This is a genomic window from Corynebacterium sp. 1103A (assembly GCF_055700955.1).
The window spans coordinates 23,515-47,389 of the sequence record NZ_JASTTF010000010.1 but is presented as its reverse complement, the minus strand read 5'-3'; the positions used below and the strand labels follow the sequence as shown (position 1 = coordinate 47,389).

General features: G+C 67.4%; 24 protein-coding genes and 1 tRNA gene. 13 read left to right on the top strand and 12 right to left on the bottom strand.

The annotated features are described in order from the left end of the window. Positions 1–31 precede the first annotated feature (31 nt). Positions 32–1,522: an MFS transporter gene (locus QQS52_RS08225; protein ID WP_472773406.1), complete on the top strand. Its 1,491-nt coding sequence runs from the start codon at positions 32–34 to the stop codon at positions 1,520–1,522. After that, complete coding sequence (locus QQS52_RS08220) at positions 1,509–2,057, top strand: TetR/AcrR family transcriptional regulator (RefSeq protein ID WP_472773405.1); 549 nt, start codon at positions 1,509–1,511, stop codon at positions 2,055–2,057. Before QQS52_RS08225 ends, QQS52_RS08220 begins: the two co-directional genes overlap by 14 nt. Positions 2,058–2,153: 96 nt before the next feature. Here QQS52_RS08220 and QQS52_RS08215 read toward each other — a convergent pair. Then, positions 2,154–2,229, bottom strand: a tRNA-Thr gene (locus QQS52_RS08215). A gap of 211 nt (positions 2,230–2,440) precedes the next feature. Between QQS52_RS08215 and thrE the strand changes: the two genes are divergently transcribed. The 5 genes from thrE to otsB all read left to right on the top strand — a co-directional run bounded on the left by thrE (position 2,441) and on the right by otsB (position 7,367). Then, on the top strand, positions 2,441–4,186 hold the full coding sequence (thrE, locus tag QQS52_RS08210) for a threonine/serine exporter ThrE (RefSeq protein WP_472773404.1): 1,746 nt from the start codon (positions 2,441–2,443) through the stop codon (positions 4,184–4,186). A gap of 75 nt (positions 4,187–4,261) precedes the next feature. After that, positions 4,262–4,633 (top strand): hypothetical protein, encoded by a 372-nt coding sequence (locus tag QQS52_RS08205; protein ID WP_368534229.1) that lies wholly within the window; start codon positions 4,262–4,264, stop codon positions 4,631–4,633. Between the two features lie 9 nt (positions 4,634–4,642). Beyond that, positions 4,643–6,070: an alpha,alpha-trehalose-phosphate synthase (UDP-forming) gene (locus QQS52_RS08200; protein WP_472773403.1), complete on the top strand. Its 1,428-nt coding sequence runs from the start codon at positions 4,643–4,645 to the stop codon at positions 6,068–6,070. Further along, a complete protein-coding gene (locus QQS52_RS08195; RefSeq protein ID WP_368534227.1) occupies positions 6,067–6,573 on the top strand; it encodes a hypothetical protein in 507 nt (168 codons plus the stop codon). The genes QQS52_RS08200 and QQS52_RS08195 overlap by 4 nt, the downstream gene beginning before the upstream one ends. A gap of 29 nt (positions 6,574–6,602) precedes the next feature. Beyond that, the gene (gene otsB, locus QQS52_RS08190; protein ID WP_472773402.1) at positions 6,603–7,367 is read left to right on the top strand and encodes a trehalose-phosphatase; all 765 of its coding nucleotides are present in this window, start codon (positions 6,603–6,605) and stop codon (positions 7,365–7,367) included. Here otsB and QQS52_RS08185 read toward each other — a convergent pair. After that, complete coding sequence (locus QQS52_RS08185) at positions 7,320–8,408, bottom strand: LacI family DNA-binding transcriptional regulator (RefSeq protein WP_472773401.1); 1,089 nt, start codon at positions 8,406–8,408, stop codon at positions 7,320–7,322. The genes otsB and QQS52_RS08185 overlap by 48 nt on opposite strands. Before the next feature lie 87 nt (positions 8,409–8,495). Here QQS52_RS08185 and QQS52_RS08180 point away from each other — a divergent pair, with 87 nt between their 5' ends. From QQS52_RS08180 to QQS52_RS08165, 4 genes are read left to right on the top strand one after another with little or no spacing between them, the layout of a single operon-like run. Next, positions 8,496–9,440 (top strand): metal ABC transporter solute-binding protein, Zn/Mn family, encoded by a 945-nt coding sequence (locus QQS52_RS08180; protein ID WP_472773400.1) that lies wholly within the window; start codon positions 8,496–8,498, stop codon positions 9,438–9,440. Next, positions 9,441–10,145 carry a metal ABC transporter ATP-binding protein gene (locus QQS52_RS08175; protein WP_472773399.1) on the top strand — a complete coding sequence of 235 codons (705 nt, stop codon included), beginning with the start codon at positions 9,441–9,443 and terminating at the stop codon, positions 10,143–10,145. After that, positions 10,146–11,024: a metal ABC transporter permease gene (locus tag QQS52_RS08170; RefSeq protein WP_472773398.1), complete on the top strand. Its 879-nt coding sequence runs from the start codon at positions 10,146–10,148 to the stop codon at positions 11,022–11,024. A gap of 18 nt (positions 11,025–11,042) precedes the next feature. Next, a complete protein-coding gene (locus QQS52_RS08165) occupies positions 11,043–11,909 on the top strand; it encodes a CE1 family esterase (RefSeq protein ID WP_472773397.1) in 867 nt (288 codons plus the stop codon). On the opposite strand, the gene rlmB is transcribed toward QQS52_RS08165, so the two are convergent. Genes rlmB through QQS52_RS08125 form a run of 8 tightly spaced genes read right to left on the bottom strand, consistent with a single transcriptional unit; the run spans position 11,871 to position 20,138 of the window. Beyond that, on the bottom strand, positions 11,871–12,818 hold the full coding sequence (gene rlmB, locus QQS52_RS08160) for a 23S rRNA (guanosine(2251)-2'-O)-methyltransferase RlmB (RefSeq protein WP_472773396.1): 948 nt from the start codon (positions 12,816–12,818) through the stop codon (positions 11,871–11,873). The two genes, QQS52_RS08165 and rlmB, sit on opposite strands and share 39 nt — an antisense overlap. Before the next feature lie 29 nt (positions 12,819–12,847). Then, a complete protein-coding gene (gene cysS / locus QQS52_RS08155) occupies positions 12,848–14,233 on the bottom strand; it encodes a cysteine--tRNA ligase (protein WP_472773395.1) in 1,386 nt (461 codons plus the stop codon). A gap of 32 nt (positions 14,234–14,265) precedes the next feature. Further along, positions 14,266–15,012 carry a glucosamine-6-phosphate deaminase gene (locus QQS52_RS08150; protein ID WP_472773394.1) on the bottom strand — a complete coding sequence of 249 codons (747 nt, stop codon included), beginning with the start codon at positions 15,010–15,012 and terminating at the stop codon, positions 14,266–14,268. A 49-nt stretch (positions 15,013–15,061) separates the two neighbouring features. Next, a complete protein-coding gene (locus QQS52_RS08145) occupies positions 15,062–16,201 on the bottom strand; it encodes an N-acetylglucosamine-6-phosphate deacetylase (RefSeq protein WP_472773393.1) in 1,140 nt (379 codons plus the stop codon). Continuing rightward, positions 16,201–18,294 carry an N-acetylglucosamine-specific PTS transporter subunit IIBC gene (nagE, locus tag QQS52_RS08140; protein WP_472773392.1) on the bottom strand — a complete coding sequence of 698 codons (2,094 nt, stop codon included), beginning with the start codon at positions 18,292–18,294 and terminating at the stop codon, positions 16,201–16,203. The genes QQS52_RS08145 and nagE overlap by 1 nt, the downstream gene beginning before the upstream one ends. Before the next feature lie 38 nt (positions 18,295–18,332). After that, positions 18,333–18,821 carry a 2-C-methyl-D-erythritol 2,4-cyclodiphosphate synthase gene (gene ispF, locus QQS52_RS08135; RefSeq protein WP_472773391.1) on the bottom strand — a complete coding sequence of 163 codons (489 nt, stop codon included), beginning with the start codon at positions 18,819–18,821 and terminating at the stop codon, positions 18,333–18,335. Beyond that, entirely contained in the window at positions 18,784–19,551 is a 768-nt protein-coding gene (gene ispD / locus QQS52_RS08130; RefSeq protein ID WP_472773390.1) for a 2-C-methyl-D-erythritol 4-phosphate cytidylyltransferase, read from the bottom strand. Before ispD ends, ispF begins: the two co-directional genes overlap by 38 nt. After that, complete coding sequence (locus tag QQS52_RS08125; protein ID WP_070768651.1) at positions 19,551–20,138, bottom strand: CarD family transcriptional regulator; 588 nt, start codon at positions 20,136–20,138, stop codon at positions 19,551–19,553. Before QQS52_RS08125 ends, ispD begins: the two co-directional genes overlap by 1 nt. A gap of 254 nt (positions 20,139–20,392) precedes the next feature. On the opposite strand from QQS52_RS08125, the gene QQS52_RS08120 reads away from it, so the two are divergent. Together QQS52_RS08120 and radA are read left to right on the top strand one after the other, a co-directional pair. Further along, complete coding sequence (locus QQS52_RS08120) at positions 20,393–20,983, top strand: hypothetical protein (RefSeq protein WP_472773389.1); 591 nt, start codon at positions 20,393–20,395, stop codon at positions 20,981–20,983. An 86-nt stretch (positions 20,984–21,069) separates the two neighbouring features. Beyond that, positions 21,070–22,431: a DNA repair protein RadA gene (gene radA, locus QQS52_RS08115; protein WP_472773388.1), complete on the top strand. Its 1,362-nt coding sequence runs from the start codon at positions 21,070–21,072 to the stop codon at positions 22,429–22,431. On the opposite strand, the gene QQS52_RS08110 is transcribed toward radA, so the two are convergent. Together QQS52_RS08110 and QQS52_RS08105 are read right to left on the bottom strand one after the other, a co-directional pair. Continuing rightward, positions 22,428–23,153, bottom strand: a complete 726-nt coding sequence (locus QQS52_RS08110) for a hypothetical protein (RefSeq protein WP_472773387.1) — start codon at positions 23,151–23,153, stop codon at positions 22,428–22,430. The genes radA and QQS52_RS08110 overlap by 4 nt on opposite strands. A gap of 81 nt (positions 23,154–23,234) precedes the next feature. After that, positions 23,235–23,861 (bottom strand): carbonic anhydrase, encoded by a 627-nt coding sequence (locus QQS52_RS08105; protein ID WP_472773386.1) that lies wholly within the window; start codon positions 23,859–23,861, stop codon positions 23,235–23,237. Positions 23,862–23,875 lie beyond the last annotated feature (14 nt).

Below are 23,875 nucleotides of genomic sequence, written 5' to 3'. Positions count from 1 at the left end.
ACAGTACCGAACGGTCGTTATAGTTATCGGCATGCAAACGACGACTCTGCGCCCCGCGGAGACCATGTCCAAGGGCGCCCGCTGGTCCTTCTTCGCCGTTATCTCCTCCGGCCTTTTGATGGTGGGACTCGACAACTCGATTCTCTACACCGCACTGCCCGCGCTCAACGAGCAGCTCCACACCGACTCCACCCAGCAGCTGTGGATCATCAACGCCTACGCGCTGGTGCTCGCCGGCCTGCTGTTGGGCACCGGAACGCTGGGCGACAAGATCGGCCACCGCCGCATGTTCGTGTACGGTCTGTGGGTCTTCGGCGCCGCCTCCCTGGCAGCCGCCTTCGCCCCGTCGGCGTGGGCGCTGGTTGCCGCCCGCGCGGTCCTAGGTCTCGGCGCCGCCATCATGATGCCGGCCACCCTGGCGCTTATCCGCTTGACCTTCCCCGACGAGGTGGAGCGCAACACCGCCATCGGCATCTGGGCCTCCGTCGCCGCCGTCGGCGCCGCCGCCGGCCCGACCGTGGGCGGGCTCCTGCTCGAGCACTTCTGGTGGGGCTCGGTCTTCCTCATCAACGTTCCCATCGTGCTAATCGCACTGGTGGCCACCCGCCTGCTGGCGCCGCCGAATATCGCCACCCCGGACAAGCACTGGGACCTCATCTCTTCGCTGCTGGCCCTGGTCACCCTGTCCAGCCTGGTCATTGCCATCAAGTCCGCGGCCAGCACCGAACCGAACTGGGGCATGGTAGCCGGCACGCTCATCGTCTGCGCCATCGGCGGATTCTTTTTCGCCCGCCGCCAGCGCCAGCTGACCGAGCCGCTGCTGACCTTCGACGTCTTCCGCTCGCCGGTCTTTACCGGCGGCGTCCTAGCCGCCGGCGGGGCCATGTTTGCCATGGCCGGCGTAGAGATGACCACCACGCAGAAGCTCCAGCTGGTCGATGGCTTCAGCCCGCTACAGGCAGGCCTGGTCGTCTCCGCGATGGCCATTGCCGCCGTGCCGACCTCGACGCTGGGCGGGGCTACTTTGCACCGCGTGGGCTTCCTGCCACTTATCTCCGGCGGCTTCGTCCTTATGGCCGCCGGGGTCGGGACCGCCTTTTGGGCCGGCCGCCACGACGTCCTCTGGCTCTTCGTCGTCGCCATGGTCTTCGCCGGCATGGGCGCGGGCCTGGCCATGACCGTGGCCTCGACCGCCATCATCGGCGCTGCCCCGCCGCACCGCTCCGGTATGGCCGCCAGTGTGGAGGAAGTCTCCTACGAGTTCGGCGCCTTGCTCTCCATCGCAATCACCGGTTCCCTGGTCCCGCTGTTTATGGCCCAGGGCCTGCCCGAAAACATCGCTGCCCTCGGTATGGAGGCCCTCTACCACGACTCCACCCACGCGGCAGCCGCCGTGGCCTACAATGACGGATACATGGACACGCTTTGCAACCTGGCCGCAGTCACCGTGGGCTTCGCCGCCTTCACCGCCTACTGCTTCCGCCACAACCCCAAGTCCGGTGATTACATTGGCTCGCACTAGCAAGAAGGATCAAATCCTGGCCAGCGCCATTGAGATCATCGGCGAGGACGGCATCCACGCCGTGACCTACGACCGCTTGGCGGAGAGCACTGGGCTGTCCAAGTCCGGGCTCATCTACCACTTCCCCTCCCGGCACGCCCTACTGCGCGACATCCACACCTATGGCGCCGCGCGCTGGGAATCCGAGCTGGAGGACTACGCCGGCGGGCGCAAGGCCGACGATCTCACCCCAACCCAGCGCCTGCGCGCCCTGCTAAGCTCCCTGGCGAAAAACGATCCCCTCGCCGAGCTGTTGATGAATATCCACGCCCAAACCGATCCGGAGTACTCCGCCCCCTGGGAATCCGTCAGCTTGCGCTGGGGCCCCGACCCAGCCGCCGCAATCGCTAACGATGCCGACCTGACTGAACTCATCGCCCTCATCATGGGCGAGGGCCTCTGGATCCACGACCACATCACCGAGACCAAGCTCAGCGCCGACAACCGCGCCAAGCTCATCGAGTTCATGCTTAACCAGCTGCCAGAGGAAAACTAAGTCCGGCAGTCGCGGCCAATTTTTGGACATTTTCTGGACACTTGGGCGATCAGTATCAAGCCTCTGCTTCCGGAAAACGTCTTTGAGATGGCGTTCTGGAGCTGGAGACGAGACTTGAACTCGCAACCTACGCATTACAAGTGCGTTGCGCTACCAATTGCGCCACTCCAGCCTTCGGCACGGGTGGGTTGCACTCCGTGACGACGTGTAAATGCTACCTTACGGGCTTTCCGGGGACGAAAAGAGTGGCGGCGATGGGGCTGAACGGGTACCTAAAAGGCGCGGGTGAGGGCGGGTTATGCGTGAGCACTTTTAAGACACTAGGCTTCCGGGTAGATTCCTTAATTCACCCGTTTTCACTCCAGCTCGCTAAAGGATAGCGCGTGTCAGTTTTTTCCAAGTTGCGCGGCATTTTTCCGGGCAACAGCAGCAGTATCGCCACTATCGATGCGGCGAAGGCCGCGCCGCCGCCCTCCCCGCTCGCGCCCATTGATCTGACCGACCCGGCCCAGGTCACCGGCGTCATGGAGATCGCCGCCCGAATTGGCGATCTGCTAATCTGCTCGGGCACGTCGAACTCCGACACCCGCGCGCAGGTCTACCTGGCGGCGGCCTCCTACGGCCTGCACTACTGCCACGTGGGGATCGTGCTCAACACGATTACCATCCACACCAATATCGGCACCGGCTCCGACCGCCGGCCGGTGACCGTCTTCCGGGTCGCCAGCGGGCTGGACGTGAACTTCTCCCGGCTGGCGGCGGTGGACCGGCTCATCCGATCCATCCACTCGGGCGCCACCCCGCCGGCGATGGCGGAGAAGATGCTCGACGACATCGAGGCCATGAAGCCGCCGCGCAGCGTGCGTTCCTCCCTGCTGGGCTGGGGCGTGATGGGCGGGACGTTCTCCGTCATGCTGGGCGGCGACATCTTCGTCGGCGTCGTCTCCTTCTTCGTGGCCCTGCTCATCATGTCCGTCAACGCGTGGCTGGGTAGGTTCCGATTACCGCCCTTCTACCAAAACATGGTCGGCGGGTTCATCGCCGTCGTGCCCGCGGCGTTCTTCTACCGCGTGGCGTCGAGTATTGGCCTGATCTTCTCACCCAGCCAGGTCATCGGTATGGGAATCGTCGTCTTGGTGGCCGGCCTTACGCTGGTGCAGTGCCTTGTCGACGGCATCACCAAGGCCCCGGTGACGTCCTCCGCGCGCTTCTTTGAGGCCTTGCTGTCTACCGGCGCCATCATCGCCGGCGTCGGCGTGGGCATCCAGTTCGTGGACTATATCGGGTTTCCCCTGCCGCCGCTGGCGACCATCGCTCCGCCGGTCTATCACGAGATCCCGCTGCTCATCCTGTGCGGCGGCGTGGGCTCGGCCGGGTTTGCGTGGGCGTGCTACGCCTCCTGGTCGGAGACCATCATCTCCGGGTTGACCGCCGCGGCCGGCATGTTCTTCTACTACTTCGTCATCATCCCCTTCGGGGTCTCCACGGTCATTGCCAGTGGCATCTCCGCCGTGGCCGTGGGCCTGGCCGGCGGCCTAATGGCCCGCCGCTTCCTGATCCCGCCGCTGGTGACCATGATCTGCGGCTACACGCCCATGCTGCCCGGCCTGACGCTCTACCGCGGCATGTACGCCGCGCTGAACGAGCAGATGATCACCGGCATGACCAACCTGGTTACCGCCCTGGCTATTGCCGGCGCGTTGGCCGCCGGTGTGGTCTTCGGCGAGCGTGGTGCGCGGCGCCTGCGTCGCCCGAAGTACTTTCGCCCCTACTCCGCCTTCAAGCGCCTGGGCCGGTACTCCTTCCACCAGGCCACGCGCCTGGCCAACAGCCGCCCGCGCATCCCGCGCGTGCCGCTGTCGCCGTTCGCGCCCCGCCAGGAGCGCCCGGTTCCCCCACCGGTGCACGGCCCGAAGCCGCCGACGGCCGCACAGCAGGCGCGCCAGCGCCAGGACGAGACCGCCACCCAGCAGTGGCGGGCCCAGGTGGATGCCGGAGAGCTCGATGATCACTGGCCGCAGCGCACGGAGTGGCCGGCCCAGCCGCAGCCGCTGCGCGAGGAAACCATCTACACCACGCCGGGCACCGAGGAGTTCTACGCCGCCCACGCGGATCCCGACCAGCGCTGAGCCAGGCCGGTAGCGTACAATATACGGTCTGAAGCTACTAGCTTATTTAGCGCCGTCGCACCGTAGGAGGAATACGTGCCACCCAAGGTCACTGACACCCAGCCCAACGTTGAGCAGATGAACGCCGTGGAGGAAGAGACCGCCGCAGCCGCCCGCCGCGTGGTCGCCACCTATGCCGAGGATTTCCTGGACGGCGTGACCCTGATGTCCATGCTGGGGGTCGAACCGGACGGCCTGGTTCACAAGAAGGTGCTGGCCGAATACGGCGAGCCCGAGCCGAAGAAGTCGACCAAGAAGTCTACGAAGAAGGCCGGGAAGAAGTCGACCAAGAAGGCTTCCAAGAAGTCCACCAAGAAGGCCAGCAAGAAATCGACCAAGAAGTCGACCAAGAAATCCACCAAGAAGGCTTCCAAGAAGTCCACCAAGAAGTCGACGAAGAAGTCTTAAGGACCCGCCATGGCCGGTACCAACAAGTTCGTGGTCGTGGCCAACCGTTTGCCGGTTGACCTTGTCAGCCACCCGGACGGCTCCCAGGAGTGGAAGGCCTCCCCGGGTGGCTTAGTCGCTGCGCTGTCCCCGGTCCTGCGGGAGCAGGAAGGCTGCTGGGTGGGTTGGCCCGGCGTGGCCGACGCCGCGCCAGAACCGTTCACCACAGACGACGGCATCCACCTGCACCCGGTGCGGCTGTCCCAGCGGGACTACGAGGAGTTCTACGAGGGCTTTTCCAACGCGACCCTGTGGCCGCTCTACCACGATCTCATCGTGACCCCCGCCTACCACCGCGAGTGGTGGGCCACCTACCGCGACGTCAACCTGCGTTTCGCTAACGAGGTGGCCAGCGTCGCCGCCGAGGGCGCGACCGTGTGGGTGCAGGACTACCAGCTGCAGCTGCTACCCGGCATCCTGGAGCAGCTGCGCCCGGATCTGACCATCGGCTTCTTTTTGCACATCCCCTTCCCGCCCGCGGATCTCTTCCGCCAGCTGCCCTGGCGCGAGGAGCTCATCCGGGGGCTACTCGGCGCCGACGTCGTGGGTTTCCACCTGGAGGCCGACGTGCACAACTTCCTGGGCCTGGCCCAGTCCCAGGGCCTGAGCGTGAGCGGAAAGGTGGCCACCCGGCGCGCCAGCGCGCAGGTCGAAGCACCCGACGGCCGGTTCACCCGGGTCGGGGCCTTCCCCATCTCCATCGACATGGGGGACTTCCCGCCGGCGACCGAGGCGGACGCCACCGAGGTCGAGCGCCTGCGCGCGGAGTTGGGCAACCCGGAAACCGTCATCCTGGGCGTGGACCGCCTGGACTACACCAAGGGCATCCTCCAGCGCCTGAGCGCCTTCGAGGAGCTACTGGAAACCGGCGCGCTGGACCCGGAGAAGGTCGTCCTGGTGCAAATCGCCACGCCTTCGCGCGAGCGCATCGAGCATTACCAGCAGACCCGTTCCGCGGTGGAGGAAGCCGTCGGGCGCATCAACGGGCGCTTCGGGGGCATCGGCAAGCCGGTGGTCCATTACAGCCACCGTTCGGTGCCGAAGCCGGTGCTGCGGCAGTACTACCGCCTGGCCGATGTCATGCTGGTCACGCCGTTTAAGGACGGCATGAACCTGGTGGCCAAGGAATACGTCGCCTGCCACGGAGACGGCTCCGGTGCCCTGGTGCTGTCCGAGTTCGCCGGCGCGGCCGACGAGCTGGAGCAGGCCCACCTGTGCAACCCGTTTGATATCGAATCGGTCAAGTCCGCCCTCCGCCAGGCGGTGGTCGGGCTGCGCGAGAACCCAGAGACCATGGAGGCCAACATGAAAGCCCTGCACGCCCAGGTACGCGACCACGACGTCCAAGTGTGGGCGCAGGCTTTCCTGCAGGCCCTCGGGGAGGCCAAGTCCGAATGAAGCCTATGACCCAGGCCGGGACCTGCCTGGCCGCCGCCGCGCTGGTGCTGGCCGGCTGCGGGGACTCCGAGCCGCCGGCGCCGACCGCCCCCGGCGACGAGCGCATAGTCGGCAAGGACTGGCAGGTCACCGGCATCTACACGGATCCAGAGGCCCTGTCGACCATCTCCGAGGCGGTGACCAACGTGCCGTCCATCAGCTTCGGCGAGTCCACGGCGGTGGGCACCACCGGCTGCGCCCGGTTTGTGGCCAAGGTCTCCTACGTCGAGGGAGAGGACGCCGCCAACGTGCGCGACGCTGATTACCTGCGCTTCGACGAGGTCAGCTACGACGAGCGCAGCGAGGACTGCACGGGCGAGGCCGCCTGGGCGCACAACAGCCTGTCCCGGCTCATTGCCACGGACCGCGAGTTCGACATCTCCATCAACCCGAACAACCAGCTGGTGCTCACCCTGCGCGACGGCAAGGTCGACAGCCCGGCGGTGGAATTCGTCTCGCTCTAGCCGGCGAGCCGCGCGGTAGATTGGAGGGCATGGATTATGCCTTTGCCCTCTACCGCCTCGCCACCACCGATCAGCTGCTGGTAGTCAGCGACTTCGACGGCACCCTGACCGGTTTTGCCGCCGATATCTACGCAGTCACACCCCACCCGGATTCGCTGGCCGCCTTGGAGCGGCTGGCCCGGCTGCCGCGCACCACCGTGGCGGCGCTGTCCGGCCGCCATCTGGCCGGGCTCAAGCAGGTCTTCCCCTTGCAAGCCCCCGTGCTACTGGGCGGTTCCCACGGCGCGGAGACCGAGGGGATGGACAACCCGGCCCTTGCGGACGCGGCTGCCAAAATCGCGGTCATCGACGAGCGGCTGGAGGCGCTGTCGGCCCAGTACCCGGGCACCTATATCGAATACAAGCCCGTCCACCGCGTCTTCCACGCCCTCGAGCTCTCCCAGCGCGACCCGGACGCGGCAGCGCGCGCCCTGGGGGCCGCCCTGCGGCTGGAGGCGCCGGGACTGCACGTGACCGAGGGTAAGAACGTGGTCGAGTTTTCCGCCTCCACCGCCACGAAGGGCTCCTGGATCGCTGAGACCCGCCGCCAGCTGGGCGCTACCGGCGTGGTCTTTCTGGGTGACGACGTCACGGACGAGACCGGTTTCCGCGCCCTCGACCCGGCCACGGACGTGGGCGTGAAGGTCGGCGAGGGGGACACGGCCGCCCAGCTACGGATGGCGGATATCGACGCGGTGGCGGCCTTCCTAACCGAGCTGGCCGACCGTCGTGCCGGGACTGTAGGTCGTTCCTAGGATTTTGCGCGGACGGGCCACCGGCTCCCCCGCGATGAGCCGGGCCAGCAGATGCCCGGCCGCCGCGCCCTTGGCTTTGTTCGGCTGCTGGACCGTGGCCACCCCGCGCAGGCGGGCGACCTCGATGCCGTCGAATCCGGTCACGGAGAGATCCCCGGGCACGCTCCAGCCGCGCTCGGCGGCGTAGTCCAAAACGCCAAGAGCCATGGAGTCCGTCGTGCACAGCACGGCGGTCAGCCCCGGGTTGCCCTCCAGCAGTTTCGCCGCGGCCTCCCGGGCGGTGGCCGGCGTGTTGAGGTGGCGGGTCACCACGGGCACCCCCGCGGGATCGACGCCGGCGCCGGCGAAGACCTCGAGCGCGCCCTGCACGCGGGAGCGCTGCACGTGCATCTCGGCCGCCTCCAGGTCCGCCGGGCTCGCGGCCCCGTCGAGGCGCGCGCGGCGCAGGCGGATGGACAGGATGCCGATCCGGCGGTGGCCGGCATCGATAAGCGCCTGGGCCGCTGGGGCTATGGCGGCGTGGTCGTCGATGCCGACGAACGGCAGGCCGGTGTCCACCGGCTGGTCGCAGACCACGACGGGCAGCCCGCGGGCCTGCGCGGCGGCCAGGTAAGGGTCCCCCGCGGCCACCGAGTAGATGACGAAGCCGTCGACGCTCGCGCGGCCGAGCAGCTCTGCGGCGCTGGCCTCCCGGCCGGTGGTGTCCGGACCGGCGGGGATAAGAGTCAGCGAGAAGTCCGTCCCGGTAGTCGCCTCGGAGAGCCCGGCCAGAAAGTCCACAGAGGCCATATCCTCGAAGGCGTAGGACAGGTGCTCGGTCAGCACCACTCCCCAGGACCCGGCGTGGCGGGTGCGCAGGCTGCGCGCCGTCGGATCGGGGCCGGGGTAGCCGCGGGCGGCCGCGGCGGCCAGGATGCGCTGCCGGGTGGCCGGGGCCAGCTGGTCCGGCCGGTTGTAGGCATTCGAGACCGTGGTACGGGAAACGCCCAGCTCAGCGGCTAGTGATGCCAGCGTCTTGCGCTGCGGACTGCGTTTGACCATGCCTCCTACCCTACCGGCTGCCGACGCCCCGTATTTTCAACTCATTTCCATTTGACAACAATTTTCAACAAGTGCAAACTGGGGAACATGCATGTTGCCAAAAACAAACTCATCCCCGTCGCCGTTCTCGCCGCCGGCGCGCTAACTTTAAGCGCCTGCTCCGGCCCGGGCGCGGACAGCAACGACACTGACACCTTGAAGGTGGTCGCCTCCACCTCCATCTGGGCGGATGTGGCCCAGGCGGTTGCGGACAGCTCGCCGGAACTGGACGTCGAGGTCCAGGCCCTGGTCGAGGGCAACGACGTCAACCCGCACCACTTCGAGCCCACTGCAGCGGACCTGGCGCGGGCCAACGAGGCCGACGTTGTCATCGCCAACGGCGGCGGCTACGACGCCTGGATGTACCAGGCCTTGTCCAACCAGGACGACATCATTTCCGCGCTGCCGCTGACTGACCACGGCGCCCTCGACGAGGAGCCGGGCGTCATGCCGGCCGCCGAGGCCAAGGAACACCCGGGCGAGGTGACCAACATCGAGGGCAACGAGCACATCTGGTACGACGCCGCCGCCATCGAGAAGGTCGCCAAGGAAACCGCCGACCGCCTCAACGAGCTCTCCGAGACCAAGGACGCCTCCGCGGACGCGGTGGTCCAGGAGGCCGAGGCCATCCAGGACAAGCTGGCGAGTATCGGTTCGTTCCGCTACGCGCAGACCGAGCCGATCGCCGACTACCTGATGAAGTACACCCCGGCGACCGACTCCACGCCGGACGGGTACCGCAAGGCCACCGTCGCCGAGGGAGAGCCCACCGCCGCGGACCTGGCGCGCTTTTTGGGCGAGGTCAACGAGGACAAGGTCGACGTGCTCATTTATAATCCTCAGACGGAAACGGATCTCACCGCCCGCATCAAGGACGCCGCCGAGGACAAGGACCTGCCCATCGTCGAAATCGGTGAGACCCCACCGAAGGACACGAACTTCTTGGAGTACTACGAACAGGTGGTGGATGATCTCGCCGCGGCGAGCAAATAAATGGCGCTAGTTAGCTTCACCGACGCCGCGGTTGACCCGCTGTGGTCCGGGCTCAGCCTGGACATCCAGCCCGGCGATTTCATCGCCCTGCTGGGCCCGAACGGCGTGGGCAAATCCACGCTGCTGGGCACCATCCTGGGCACCCGCCAGCTCACCGGCGGGCGCGTCGATGTCAACGCGCGCGTGGGGTTTATCCCGCAGCAGCGCATGTTCCCGGCCGAACTGCCCATGCGCGCGCGGGACTTGGTCTCCCTAGCGCTCGCACACGGGGTGGTCCGCAACCGGCGGGCCGACCGGGCCCGAGTGGACGAGCTGCTCGCCGCGGTGGGCGCCACCGGCATCGCTAACCGCCGGGTCGGCCGCCTTTCCGGCGGCCAGCAGCAACTGGTGCGCCAGGCCCAGGCCCTGGCCCAGGACCCGCAGCTCATCCTAGCGGACGAGCCGCTGCTCTCCCTCGATCCCGCCCGGCAGCAGGCCACGGTGGCCCACCTGCAGCGCCTAAGGAAAGAGCACGATACCTCCATCGTCTTCGTCACCCACAGCATTAACCCGGTGCTCGACGTGGTCGACCACGTGCTCTACCTCGCCCCGCAGGGCCACGTCTTCGGCACCGTGGACGAGGTGATGCGTTCCGAGGTGCTCTCCGAGCTTTACGGGGCGGAGGTCAAGGTTGTTGAAATCGACGGAAGGATGCTGGTGATCTAGATGGATTTCTCCCGCTTTGTCGAGGACACCCAGTACCTACTCAGCGTCGACTTCGTCCAGAATTCCCTGGTGGCCTGCGCCTTCCTGGGCGTGCTGTCGGGCGTGATGACCTCGCTCATCGTGCTGCGCCAGATGTCCTTTTCCGTGCACGCGACCTCCGAGCTCGCCCTGATGGGCGCGGCCGCCGCCCTGCTTTTCGGCCTGAACATCGGCTTCGGCGCGGTGGCCGGCGCCATCGTCGCGGCCATCGTGCTGGCCACGCTCGGATTCAAGGGGCAGCAGGACAGCGCCATCGGTGTGGTGATGAGCTTCGGACTGGGCCTATCGGTGCTCTTCATCCACCTCTACCCCGGCAACGCCACCACCGCGATGACGCTGCTGACCGGACAGATCGTCGGCGTGTCCCAGGCCTCGGTCTGGTGGCTGGCCGGCACCACCGCCCTAGTCGTCGGCGCGGTGGCCCTGTTCTGGCGCCCCCTCCTCTTTGCCTCCGCGGACCCGGCCATGGCCGCGGCCGCCGGCGTGCCCGTGCGCAGCCTTTCCGTCCTCTTCGCCATCCTGGTGGGCCTGGCAGCCTCCCAGTCGGTCCAGATCGTCGGCTCCCTGCTGGTCATGGCACTGCTCATCACGCCCGGCGCGGCGGCGGTCCAGATAACCTCCTCGCCCGTGCGCGCGGTGCTCTGGGCCACCGTCTTCGCCGAGATCTCCGCCGTCGGCGGCCTGGTGCTCTCGCTGGCGCCGGGCCTACCGGTCTCCGTGTTCGTGACCACTATTTCTTTTGTCATTTACCTGGTCTGCCGGGCCATCGGCTGGCGCCGCGGGCGCCACGCCCAGCGCGACGAGACAGCCGCCCAGCAGCACTGTTCGGCGCAGGAGTAGGGACTAGACTGGCAAGCTATGGGATACATGCTGCACCGGGAAGAACTAGAACACCAATCTAGGACGCGCAAATACCTGCTCATTAAGCCCGATAACCTCCCGGACAACCCGGACATTGTGCTGTATTTCCACGGTTCCTTGCAGTCTGCCAACGTCTCCCGCCGGTTCACCAACGGCACCTTCGACGAGCTGGCCGAAAAATGCGGCTGCCTGGTGGCCTACCCGGACGGCGTGGACCGCCATTTCAACGACGCCCGCGGCATCCTGCCGGTCACCGCGCGCGAGGAAAACGTCGACGACGTCGGCTTCACCCGGGCGCTGGTCGAGCGCCTGCGCCGCGACTACTCCGCCGGGCGAGTTTTCGCCTGCGGGTATTCCAACGGCGGGCAGATGGTCCTGCGTCTGCTCTTCGACGCCCCCGGGCTGCTCAGCGCCGCCTGCATCTTCGCCTCGACGCTGGGCCGCGGCGACAACCACCGCCCCAAGAACCCGGACTCCGCCCTGCAGCCGACCCCGGTGTTGCTGCTGCACGGCACCGAGGATCCGTATGCCCCCTACGCCGGCGGCACTGCCGGGTTGGATGCCCGGCGCACCCGCGGCGAGGTGACCTCGGCTGCAGAGACCGCCACCCGGCTCGCCGAGCTCAACGGCGCTTCCCCCGAGCCGGAGACCAGCCGCCCCTACCCTGGCGTGCGCGCCGAGACCTGGGGCGGAGATTCCCCCGTGGTGCTGTGGACCATGGAGGGGCTGGGCCACGTGGTGCCGTCTGGCAACGAGGTGGACCCGCGGCTGGGCCCCAACACCCAGGATTTTATCGCGGCCGAGGCGGCCGCGGATTTCTTCGGCCTAGCGGGCCGCGCGGCGCTGCCGGGCGAACTCGGATAGCACGGCGCCGGCCGCGACAGACGCGTTGAGGGATTCCACGCCCGGGGACATCGGGATGGACATGATGACGTCGCAGTTTTCGCGCACCAGACGGGAGATCCCCTTGCCCTCGGAGCCGATGACGATGACCACCGGGTCGGTGCCGCCGTCGTAGCTGTCCAGGGTGTGATCGCCGCCGGCGTCGAGGCCGACGACCTGGTAGCCGTTCTTCTGGAACTGCTGCACCGTGCGGGTGATGTTGGTGGCGCGCGCCACCGGCAGGCGGGCCGCCGTGCCCGCGGAGGTGCGCCAGGCCACCGCAGTGACGGATGCGGAGCGGCGCTCCGGGATGATGACACCGTGGCCGCCGAAGGCCGCCACCGAGCGCACCACCGCGCCCAGGTTGCGCGGGTCGGTGATGTTGTCCAGGATGACGAACATCCCGGTATCCCCGGTGTCGCGGACTTGCTGCATGAGATCCTCGACCTCGGCGTACTTGTAGGGCGGGATCTGCAGGCCGATGCCCTGGTGCATGCCGTTGCCGGTCAGGCGGTCCATCTCGTGGCGCGGCACCTCGTGGATGGGCACGTTCCGGGTGTTGCAGATGGCCACCGCCTCGGACAGGCGCTCGTCGTTCTTGGTGCCCTGGGCGATGTAGAGCGCCGTGGCCGGCACGCGGGCGTGCAGGCACTCGATGACCGGGTTGCGGCCCACCACCATCTCCGGGGTCTCCTTGACGTGGCGCCCGGAGTCGCGGCGCTGGCGGGCCAGCTTCGCCTTGTGCTTGGCGTGGTAGACGCGGTCCTCCGCCTTGGGCGTCGGGCCCTTGCCCTCCAGGCCGCGGCGGCGCTGGCCGCCGGAGCCTTTAACTTGGCCCTTCTTGTTGGTCTTGCGGGTGCCAGCCCCGCCTCGACCGTGCGTGCGTGCCATTGGTGGTCCTTCCTAGGTATTCAAAAGTCTTAAGACAGCTGCCAGGTGGCGCCGTCGGGGGTGTCCGTGACCGTAATGCCCGCCGCGGCCAGCCGGTCGCGTACCGCGTCCGCGGTGGCGAAGTCTTTGTCCTTGCGGGCCTGGGCGCGCCGGTCGAGTTCGGCCTGGACCAGCTGAGCCAGGGCGGCATCGGCGGCCGAAGAGCCCGTGTCCGCCGCCCACTTCTCATCCAGCGGATCGAAGCCCAGCACCGCGGCCATGGCGCGCACGGATTCCGCCAGCTTCCTGGCGGCACTCTCATTGCCGGCCGCCAGTTCCTTGTTCGCGGCGCGGACGGTGGTGTGGATTTCGGCCAGCGCCTTGGGCACGGCGATGTCCTCGTCCATCGCGGCACCGAAGGCGTCGGTCCACTTCCCCAGCGCCAGGTCCGGGAAGCGGTTGACCAGGTCCTCGATACGGCGGTAGCCGGCCGCGGCCTCGGTGAGCGCGGCCTCGGAGTATTCCAGCACCGAGCGGTAGTGCGCGGAGCCTAGATAATAGCGCAGTTCCACAGGCCGGACTAATTCCAGCATGTTGTCCACGCTGAGCACGTTGCCCAGGGACTTCGACATCTTCTCGCCCGCCATGGTCACCCAGTGGTTGTGCATCCAGTACCGGGCGAAGCCGTCCCCGGCCGCGTGGGACTGCGCCACCTCGTTCTCGTGGTGCGGGAACTGCAGATCCAGGCCGCCGCAGTGGATGTCGAACTCGGAGCCCAGGTAGTAGGTGGACATCGCCGAGCACTCCAGGTGCCAGCCGGGGCGGCCCTTACCCCACGGCGTTGGCCAGGCTGGCTCGCCCGGCTTGGCGGCCTTCCACAGCGCGAAGTCCAGCGCGTTGCGCTTGCCGGCGTTGTCCGTCTCGCCTTGCTCCATCTCCTCGACGCGGTTGCCGGACAGGCTGCCGTAGTCGGAGCCTTCCGCCCTGGTCCAAGCGTTAACGTCGAAGTAGACCGAGCCATCGGCCGCGTAGGCGAAGCCGTTGTCAATGAGCCGCTGCATGTAGTCGACCATCTGGGTCACGAACCCGGTCGCGCGCGGCTCCACGGACGGCGGCAGCACGCCCAGCATGTTGTAGGCGGCGGTGAACTCGCGCTCGTAGGTGGACACCCACTCCCACCAGGGGCGGCCGTTGTCGGCGGCCTTGGTCAGGATCTTGTCATCAATATCGGTCACGTTGCGCACGAAAGCCACGTCCCAGCCCTTGGCCATGAGCCAGCGGCGCAGGATGTCGAAGGCGACCCCCGACCGCAGGTGCCCGATGTGCGGCTTGGCCTGCGGGGTGGCCCCACACAGGTAGACCGACACGTGGCCGGGGCGAAGCGGCTCAAAATCGCGGAGGTTACGGGACGCAGTGTCATAGATACGCAAAGTCACAACAGCAATTCTACCTAACCGTATCTGCCGTCCTAGTTGGGCTTATTCGCCTCCGCGAACTCGTAATATTCGCGGTTGCGCAAGCCGGCCGCGGCGGCCGCGTCCACCACCACCGTGGCGTGCCGGTGCCACTGCAGGATGGAGGCCGGACACGCGGCACTCAAGGGTCCTTCGACCAGCCCGGTGACCGCGTCCTGCTTGTTTGCGCCGGTGGCAATGAGCAGCAGGTGGCCGGCGCGCTGAATGGTGCCCAGGCCCTGCGTGACGACGTGACGCGGAACCTCTTCGGCGGAGGCGAAGAAGCGAGAATTATCCGTCACGGTCTGCGGGTGCAGCGTCTTCCAGCGGGTCAGGGAGTTGAGCGAACTGCCCGGCTCGTTGAAGCCGATGTGCCCGTTTTTGCCCACCCCCAACAGCTGGCAGTCGATTCCGCCGGCCGCCGCGATCTCGTCTTCGTAACGCTCCGCCGCGGCCGCATCCGGCACGTGCAACCGCGCCGGCTCAACCCCCAGGGGGTCGATGAGCTCACAGCGCAGCGTCTGGTAGTAGCTCTGCGGGTGGTCGCGGCCCAGCCCGACGTATTCGTCCAGGGCGAAAAAATCCACCCCGCGGGTCTTCAGGCGCCCGGCCCGCGCGCGGGCGATGATCTCGGCGTAGGTGGCCAGCGGCGTCGATCCCGTGGCCACCCCGATGACCCCGCCGGGGCGGAAATACCCGCCCAGGATGTCCGCGGCCACCGTCGCGACCTCCGCCGCGCTGTCCCGGATGATGACCTCCATGCTTGCCGCCTCCCGTCCTTTTGTTCCGCCTACTACCGCGTGCCCCCTATTATCCCCGCAATCGCGTGCCGCCGGCGAAGACGGTGCGAACGGCCCCGGCGGGGTCGAATTCCACGAATTCCGCGGGCTGGCCGACCTGCAGGCCGCGCGCCTGGTCCAGGCTCAGCAGGCGGCCGGGGTTCACCGCTGCTGCCCGCGCCGCGGCGGCCGCCCCGTGGCGGGCGCTAAACCGCACGAACTGCTGGGCCAGGGTGCTCGTCCCGCCCGCGATGGCGCCGCCGACGCCGGCCAGCCGGGCCACCCCGTCGGCAACGACGACGTCGAGCGGGCCCAACCGGTAGGCCCCGTCCGGCATGCCGGCGGCCTCCATCGCGTCGGTGACCAGGACTAGGCCCTCACCGGCGCAGGAGGCGATGACGTCTACGGTCCCGTCGGACAGGTGCACCCCGTCGCCGATGGCTTCCACGGCCACCTCGCCGCGGGCGGCGGCCGCGAGCATGGCGCCCACGGCCCCGGGCTGGCGGTGGTGCAGCGGCGGCATGGCGTTGAACAGGTGCGTGGCCGTGACCGTCGCCCCGCGGGCGACCGCGTAGTCAAGGACACCGGTGGTGGTGGCGAAGTCCGCCGTGGTGTGCCCCAGGGAGACAATGACGCCGTACTCGACGCACGCGTCCACCAGCGCCCGGGCGTTGGGCGTTTCCGGGGCGAAGGTCAGCTGGCGGACCGTCCCGGCGCCACGCTCTAGGATGCGTCGCAACATGGCCGGGTCGCCGTCCTGGATGCGGTCCGGGGCCTGCGCCCCGCACTTGGCGGTGTGGATGAACGGGCCCTCCAGGTGGATCCCGTCCACCACGCCTTCGGCCACCAGCGGCGCCAGCACGCCGACCTGGCGAGTCAGCTCCTCCTCCGTCCCGGAGACCAAGCTCGCCAGGAGGTGGACGCTGCCCTGCTGGCGGTGGAATTCGGCTGCCTGCCGGCATTCGGCGAGCGTGCCCGTGGGAAAGGCCCCGCGCGCCCCGCCGTGGTTGTGGACGTCCACCAGGCCCGGCGCGACTACCCCCAGCTTGTCGGGGGAAGACTCGAGGCGCTCCACGCTTTCGACAACGCCCTCGGCATCCACTCGCACCCGCGCGGGGTAGGGCTCGGCCCGGCCGTCGGTGAGCCGGGCGGAGATAGTACAACCGGCCATTATCGGTACTCTACCTCCATCACGTGCTGGCCCACGGCCACGTCCCCGGCGTGCATCAGCGCGGTGGAAGAGACCTTCTTCTTGTTGGTCACGACCACCGGGGTGGTCAGGTCGATGCCGCGCTCACGCAGGGCGGCCGCATCCACCCGCACCAGTGGGTGGCCCGGCTCCACCGCGTCCCCGCGGTTGACTAGCACCTCGAAGCCCGCCCCTCGCAGGCCCACGGTGTCCATGCCGATGTGGACCAGCACGTCCAGGCCCTCGGCGCTGCGCACTGCGACCGCGTGCTTGGTCTTGGCCACCATGGTGACCTCGCCGGCCACCGGGGAGGCCACGACCAGCTCGTCCTCGTTGCCCGGCACGATGGCGAAACCGGGGCCCACCTGGCCGCCCGCGAAGGCGGGATCAGTCACCTCCTCCAGCGGGATGGCCTTGCCCTCGGCGGGAGCGGACAGCTCCGTCACGCCCGCCTTTTCCGGAGAATCAGCGGGAGCAGGAGCGGGAGCCGGGGCCGCCACCGCCACCGGGTGCTCCATCTGGCGCCGCACCTCGTCGTGGACGAACTGCACGTTGGGCCCGATGATGACCTGCACGCCCTTGGCCGAAGGTCGGTAGACCCCGGCCACGCCGGCGGATTTGAGCGCCTGCTCCTTAACCAGCTGCGGGTCGTGCACGGTGGTGCGCAGGCGCGTGGTGCAGTACTCCATCGTGTTAAGGTTTTCCGCCCCGCCGAGGCCGTCGAGGATCCGGGCGGCCTGCGCGGCCAGCTTGTCGTCGCCTTCCGCGCCGTCAGCCTCGTGACTCGATCCGTCTTCCTCGTCGTCGCCGCGGCCCGGGGTCTTCAGGTTGAACTTGCCGATGAGGTAGTAGAAGAGCCCGAAGTAGATGAAGAAGTAGGCCACGCCCATCACCAGCAGCATCCACCACTGGTTGGCCAGCGGGTTCTGCGAGGACAGCAGCATGTCGAAGAAGCCGGCGGAGAAGCCGAAGCCCGCCGTCCAGTCGAAGAAGGAGGCGATCGCCATGGAAATCCCCATAAGGATCGCGTGCACCACGAACAACAGGGGTGCTACGAACATGAAGGAGAACTCAATGGGCTCGGTGACACCGGTAAGGAAAGAGGCCAACGCGCCGGCCAGCATCAGCGAGCCGACCACCTTGCGGCGCGTCGACTTGGCCCGCAGCGTCATCGCCAGCGCCGCGCCCGGCAGGCCGAACATCATCACGGGGAAAAAGCCCGCCTGGTACTGGCCGATAACGCCTACGACCTCGCAGCTCGATCCATCCCAGACGCCGGGGCAGGAGGCGGCATCGCCAGCCGCCTGGGCGGCGGCCAGGGTGTCCGCGCCGCCCAGGAACTTGCCGATGTCGTTAATTCCGACCACGTCGAACCAGAAGATGGCATTCAGCGCGTGGTGCAGGCCGGTCGGTATGAGCAGGCGGTTGGACACGCCGTAGACGCCGGCGCCGATGGCGCCCATGCCCTGGATCCACTGGCCGAAGTTGAAGAAGGCGGTATACAGTACCGGCCAGAGGAAGTAGAATACCCCGGCCAGCACTATGGAAAACAGGGAGGTCAAGATGGGAACCAGGCGCCGGCCGGAGAAGAACGCCAGCGCGTCCGGCAGCTTGGTGGCGTGGAAGCGGTTGTAGGTCCACGCGGCGAGCACGCCGACGAAGATGCCCAGCAGCACGTTCGCCGGGCCGACCGCGTCCCAGCCTTGCGCCGCCCACTCGAGGGCCTGGTCACCCTCCAGGGCAGCAGGGTCCTCGATACTGCGGTAGTTGGCCACGGCCTCCGGACCGACCAGCTTGGTGACGGTGAAAAACCCGAGGAAGCCCGACAGCGCGGCCGCGCCGTTGGAGTCCTTGGCTAGCCCGAAGGAGATGGCGATGGCGAAGAGCACGCCGAGGTTATCCAGCACCGCCCCGCCGGCCTGCTGGAAGACGGAGGCCAAGAAGCTTAAGCGTTCACCTCCCCGGGCGTCGAGGAAGTAGCCGATGCCGGTCATCAGCGCCGCGACCGGCAGCACCGCCACCGCGCCCATCAGCGCCTTTCCGAGCTTTTGCAGCGGTCCCATGACCTTGTCCATGGCGCTTTACTCCTTAGCTTTTTTGAAAAACCGAAAGATTAGTCCCGGCAGGAATACACCAGGGCGGTGGCAATGGCCGCGCGGCCTTCCTTGCGGCCGGTAAAGCCCAGGTGATCGGTGGTGGTAGCGGAAACGCTCACGGGAGCGCCCAGGACCTCGGTGAGGGTGCGCTCGGCCTCCTCGCGCCGCGGCCCCATCTTCGGGGTTTGCCCGATGAGCTGCGCGGAAGCGTTGCCAATCCGGTAGCCGTGCGCGGCCAAGAATTCCCGGCACTCGGTGAGCAGGCGGGCTCCGGATACGTTGTCGTATTCGGCCCGGCCCACGCCCACGAACGAGCCCAGGTCCCCCAGCCCCGCGGCCGACAGGAGGGCGTCGACCAAGGCGTGGGAAACCACGTCCCCGTCGGAGTGGCCCTCGCAGCCGTCGTCGTCGGCGAAGAGCAGACCGGCTATCCAGCAAGGCTTGCCGGCTTCGATCTGGTGGGCGTCACTAGCGATGCCCACCTTGGGCAGAATCGGTTCGTTCATTAGGCACCTCAAAAACTGTGGGTTCAGCCTCAGATACTACGGCTTGAGCCAGCCGCAGATCTATAGGGGTAGTGATTTTAAATGCCATGGCATCACCTGTCACCGTCACGACCGGGCAGCCGAACCATTCCATGAGGCTCGCGTCGTCGGTGGCGACGAACTCGCGGGACTTGTCGGAAAAATAAGCCTCGTTGGCCCGGCGCAGGGAGGCCAGGTCGAAGCCCTGCGGGGTCTGGACCGCGCGCAGCAGGCTGCGGTCCGGCGTTGAGCGCACCCGGGAGGTTTCCCCGGCCGCCACCTCTTTGATGGTGTCGGCGACCGGCAGCACCGGGATGACGGCCGGCGCCCCGTCCAGCACCTTGCGCACGACCCGGCTAATCATCCCCGGGGGCGTGAGCGCGCGGGCGGCGTCGTGGACCAGCACGACCGCGTCTTCGTGTTCAATGGCCTGCAGCCCAGCCCAGACCGAGTCGGCGCGTTCGCCGCCGCCGGCGACAAAGCGCAGCGGGATCTCCTTGGCTTGGCGGGCTAGGGCGCGCTCGGCGTGGGCGCGCATGACGGGGTTGATGAGGACAACGACCTCGTCCACCACGGCGGAGTTAATCATCGCCTGGACGGAGCGTTCCAGCAGGCTGCGGTCGGCCAGCTCGACGTAGGCCTTCGGTAGCTCAGCGCCCAGCCGCGTGCCGCTGCCGGCGGCGGCGATGAGCGCGATAACCCGGCGAGTCATTAGTCTTCGTCGTCGAAGGACAGGTCGCCCAAGTCGACGTCGTCGGTGTCGACGTCGGTAGTCACCGACTTGTCCTCAACCAGGCCGGCGGCGCGGTGGCGTTCGATGGTGGCGTTGATTTCGTCCATCATCTTGTCCGCCTTCGCGTCATCGACCGGCTTGGCCAAGGCCAGCTCGCCGACGAGGATCTGGCGGGCCTTGACCAGCATGCGTTTCTCGCCCGCGGACAGGCCCCGGTCCTGATCACGGCGCCAGAGGTCGCGCACGACTTCGGCGACCTTGTTAATGTCACCGGAGGCCAGGCGCTCCTGGTTGGCCTTGTAGCGGCGAGACCAGTTGCCGGCCTCCTCCACGTCCTCTTCGCGCAGGACGGAGAAGACCTTTTCCAGGCCTTCCTTGCCCACCACGTCGCGCACGCCGACCTTCTTGGCGTTCTTGGAGGGCACGCGGACAACCAAGTCGGACTGGTTGATGTGGAGCACCAAGTACTCCAGCTTCTCGCCGCCCATTTCGCGCTGCTCAATGTCTTCGATCACCGCGGCGCCGTGGTGCGGGTAAACAACCACCTCTCCGACCTTGAACTCCATTGCCACTCCTTGCTCGATTGTTAAAGAGGTACCCCTAAAGCCTGCCCGGCAGGCACATAGGACAAATATTCTACCACGCGGCACCTCCCCGGGTCCGGCCGGCTACATCCCCCAAAAGTACACCCCCAATTGCCCTCCCTAGAGCGGGGGCTAGGTCACGTTGGGGTTGAAAACTGTGTACTTGGTTGGAAAAAATACTAGGCTTGATAATCGACAAATCCCTGTGATCTTTAGTTGATGGAGGACAACCCAAAGTGAAGTCCCTGAAGTCTGCCGCCCGTCGCGGTGTCATCGTTTCGGTTACCGCTGCGTCCGCGCTGGCGCTGGCTTCCTGCTCCGCCGGCCAAGTCACCCAGACCGCCGACCAGGTCGCTGCCGTTGACGGCTCCGAAGCTTCCACCGAAGATGGCCTGATTGCGGTGCGCGACGTGACCATTTTGGTCGAGCCGGACGACCAGCACGCCTCCCTGAAGTTCACCGCCGTGAACCAGGGCTACGAGGACCAGGCGGCCGAGCTGGAGTCCGTCACCGTAGACGGCCAGGAAGTCCAGCTGCAGCCGGCTTCCCTCAAGCCTATCAACCGCGACCAGCGCCTGGTGGGCGACTCCCAGGAGAACCTGGACAACATGCCGCAGGCTGAGTCCGAGGACATCCAGTACGTCGCCACCACCATGCAGGATGACGACTTCGGCTACGCCGGCCACCGCACCGTGGTTTTCCAGTTCTCCAACGGCGACATCGAGGTCAACGCCACTATCGCCGCCTCCCAGAAGGAAGCCGGCGAGTACAACCGCGACGTCGAGTCCACCGAGGGCTACACCACCGAGGAGCCCTCCGGCCACTAAGCACTAGCTTTCCCATCTCCCCTGGCTACGGCCGGGGGATTTGTTGTATCTGCGGTAATGTCCGGGGCGTGTTTTAAGCTAGGGGCATGGCAAAGAAGCAGCGTCCCATCCATACCTGTACGGAGTGCAACTACGTCTCCCCGAAGTGGCTGGGACGCTGCCCGGAGTGCGGGTCGTGGGGTACGTTCCAGGAATCCACGCCGGCCAGCTCGGCGGCCGCGACCACCAGCGCGCCGCAGGGCCTGACCCCGTCCAGCCCGGCGCAGCCGATGACCAAAATCACCGCCTCGGCCACCCGCACGCAAAAAACCGGCATCTCGGAGCTGGACCGGGTGCTTGGCACCGGCATCGTCCCCGGCTCCGTCGTGCTCATGGCGGGCGAGCCCGGCGTGGGCAAATCCACGCTGCTGCTGGAGGTCGCCTCCCGCTGGACCCAGCAGGACCGCACCGCGCTTTACGTCACCGCGGAGGAGTCCGCAGGCCAGGTCCGCGCCCGCGCTGAGCGCACCGGCGCGCTCCAGGACACCCTGTACTTGGCGGCCGAGTCCAACCTGGACGTCGTCTTCGGGCACGTCAAACAGACCCAGCCCTCGCTCATCATCGTGGACTCGGTGCAGACCATGCAGGCGCCCGGCGTGGAGGGCGTGGCCGGCGGCGTGGCCCAGTCCCGGGCCGTGACCGCGGCGCTGACCACCCTCGCCAAATCGACGGGCATCCCCATCCTGGTGGTCGGCCACGTCACCAAGGACGGCAACGTGGCCGGCCCGCGGGTGCTGGAGCACTTGGTCGACGTGGTCCTGAACTTCGAGGGCGACAAGCAGTCCAGCCTGCGAATGCTGCGCGGCATGAAGAACCGCTTCGGCGCCACGGATGAGGTCGGCTGCTTCGAGCAGACCGCCACCGGCATCCGCGAGGTAGCCGACCCGTCCGGGCTCTTCCTCTCCCACCGCGGGACCACCCCGGACGGTTCCGCGGTGACCGTGGCCATGGACGGCGTGCGCCCCATCCTGGCCGAGGTCCAGGCCCTGACCGTGGACCCGGTGGCCAAGAACCCGCGCCGCGTGGTCACCGGCCTGGATACCAACCGGGTGCCGATGGTGCTGGCGGTCCTGCAGGCCCGGGCCGGCCAGCGCACCAATGATAAGGACGCCTACGTCGCCACGGTCGGCGGCGTGCGTATCTCGGAGACCGCCACGGATTTGGCGGTCGCGCTGGCCACGTGGTCCTCCCTGCACGAGCAGCCGCTGCCGCCGCGCACCGTCGTCATCGGCGAGGTCGGCCTGGCGGGCGAGCTGCGCCCGGTGCCCAACCTGGCGCGCCGGCTGAGTGAGGCCGCCCGGCTGGGCTACGAGGCCGCCATCGTCCCGGCCACGAAGAACCTGGAGACCACCCTGCAGGTGCGCCAGGCGCAGACGCTGCGGGAGGCCATCGAGCTGGTCAGCCCCTAGGACAGGTTGAAGGTGTAGGCCGCCGACGGGTTGTCGCCAATGACGGCGTGGAGGTAGTAGCCGCCCGGCTCCACGGCGGAGCGGTCGTTGCACTGCTCCGGGGCGGAGGTCTGCCGCGACCAGGTCGCCTGGAAGTGGCGCTTCTTGCCGGACTCGAAGGCCTGTTCACCTTCCTGCACCGACGGGTAGCAGTCCGTGTCCGCCCACATCCGCTGGTTGGTGCCCAGGTTGTAGACCTCGAAACGCAGCTCCTGATCGTCAAGGTTGATCTGGCAGTCGGCCTTGGTGGGATTTTCCACCGTCATGTAGAAGGTGGGCAGCTCGCCCTCGCCGTAGGTGGCCTTGTCGCTGCTCGCGGTGATCTTCAGATCAGCCAGCTGACAGGTGTCCTTCGCATCAGCGGCCACCGGCTCCGTGCTCGCTTCCGCGTCTTCGCTTTCGCGGGCAGACTCGGATTCGGTCTCGGACTCAGTCTCCGACTGAGATTCGGACTCAGTTTCTGACTCCACCGCGGTGGTTTCCGTCTCCGCCGCCGGCGTCGACTCCGAGGTGGTCTCGGCGGCCGGCTCGGTCGCCTCGTCGTTGCCGGAGCCGCCGACCATGCTCAGCACCCAGACCAGCAGAACGACGACCACGACGATGATGACCAACGCCGCGACGCGGCGGCGCTGGTAGATCTCGTTGGGTAGGGGGCGCTTCTGCTGGGGGTTACGGTTAGTCACGGCTTATAGTTTATTGCCTCAGCAGCGGCGACGGCTGGCAGCTGGTGGGGCGTGTCTTCAAATGACCAGCGGTCTCGCAGCTCAGTCCAGCCCGTGAGTCACCAGGGTCTCGACCGTGGAATCCTCCAGCAGGTAGCGGGCGCCGACGACGCCGACGGTGCCCTCCTCGACCTTGCGCTCCAGGACCGAGATGCTGGCCACTAGCTGGTCGACGGTCTCGCGCACGTGCTGGCGCTCGTAGTCGTCGGTGCTCAAGCTGCCGGCGCGCTTGGACTTCAGCGTCGACAGGGCGACCTTTTCAATGATCGCGCGCTGGAAGCCAGCGGGCAGTTCGGCTTGCTGATCCACCACAGAAGCGGTGGCGGCCACCGCGCCGCAGGACTGGTGGCCCAAGATGACCACCAGGTTGCAGTTCAGGTTTTCCAGGGCGTATTCCAGCGAGCCCTTCACCGCGGTATCCAGGATGTGCCCGGCGGTGCGGATGACGAAAGCATCCCCCAGCCCCAGGTCGAAGAGGATCTCCACAGGCGCGCGGGAATCCGAGCACGACAGGACCACCACGCGGGGATCCTGCCCGTCGCGCAGGCCGGCGCGCCGTTCCTCGTCATTGTGCGGGTGCAGCGGAGAGTTGTCGCGGAAGCGTGCGTTGCCGGCTTGGAGGGTCTCCCAGACTTCCCGAGGGCTTTGCTTTTTATCTTTCAGTGGCATGGCTCAAATTATAG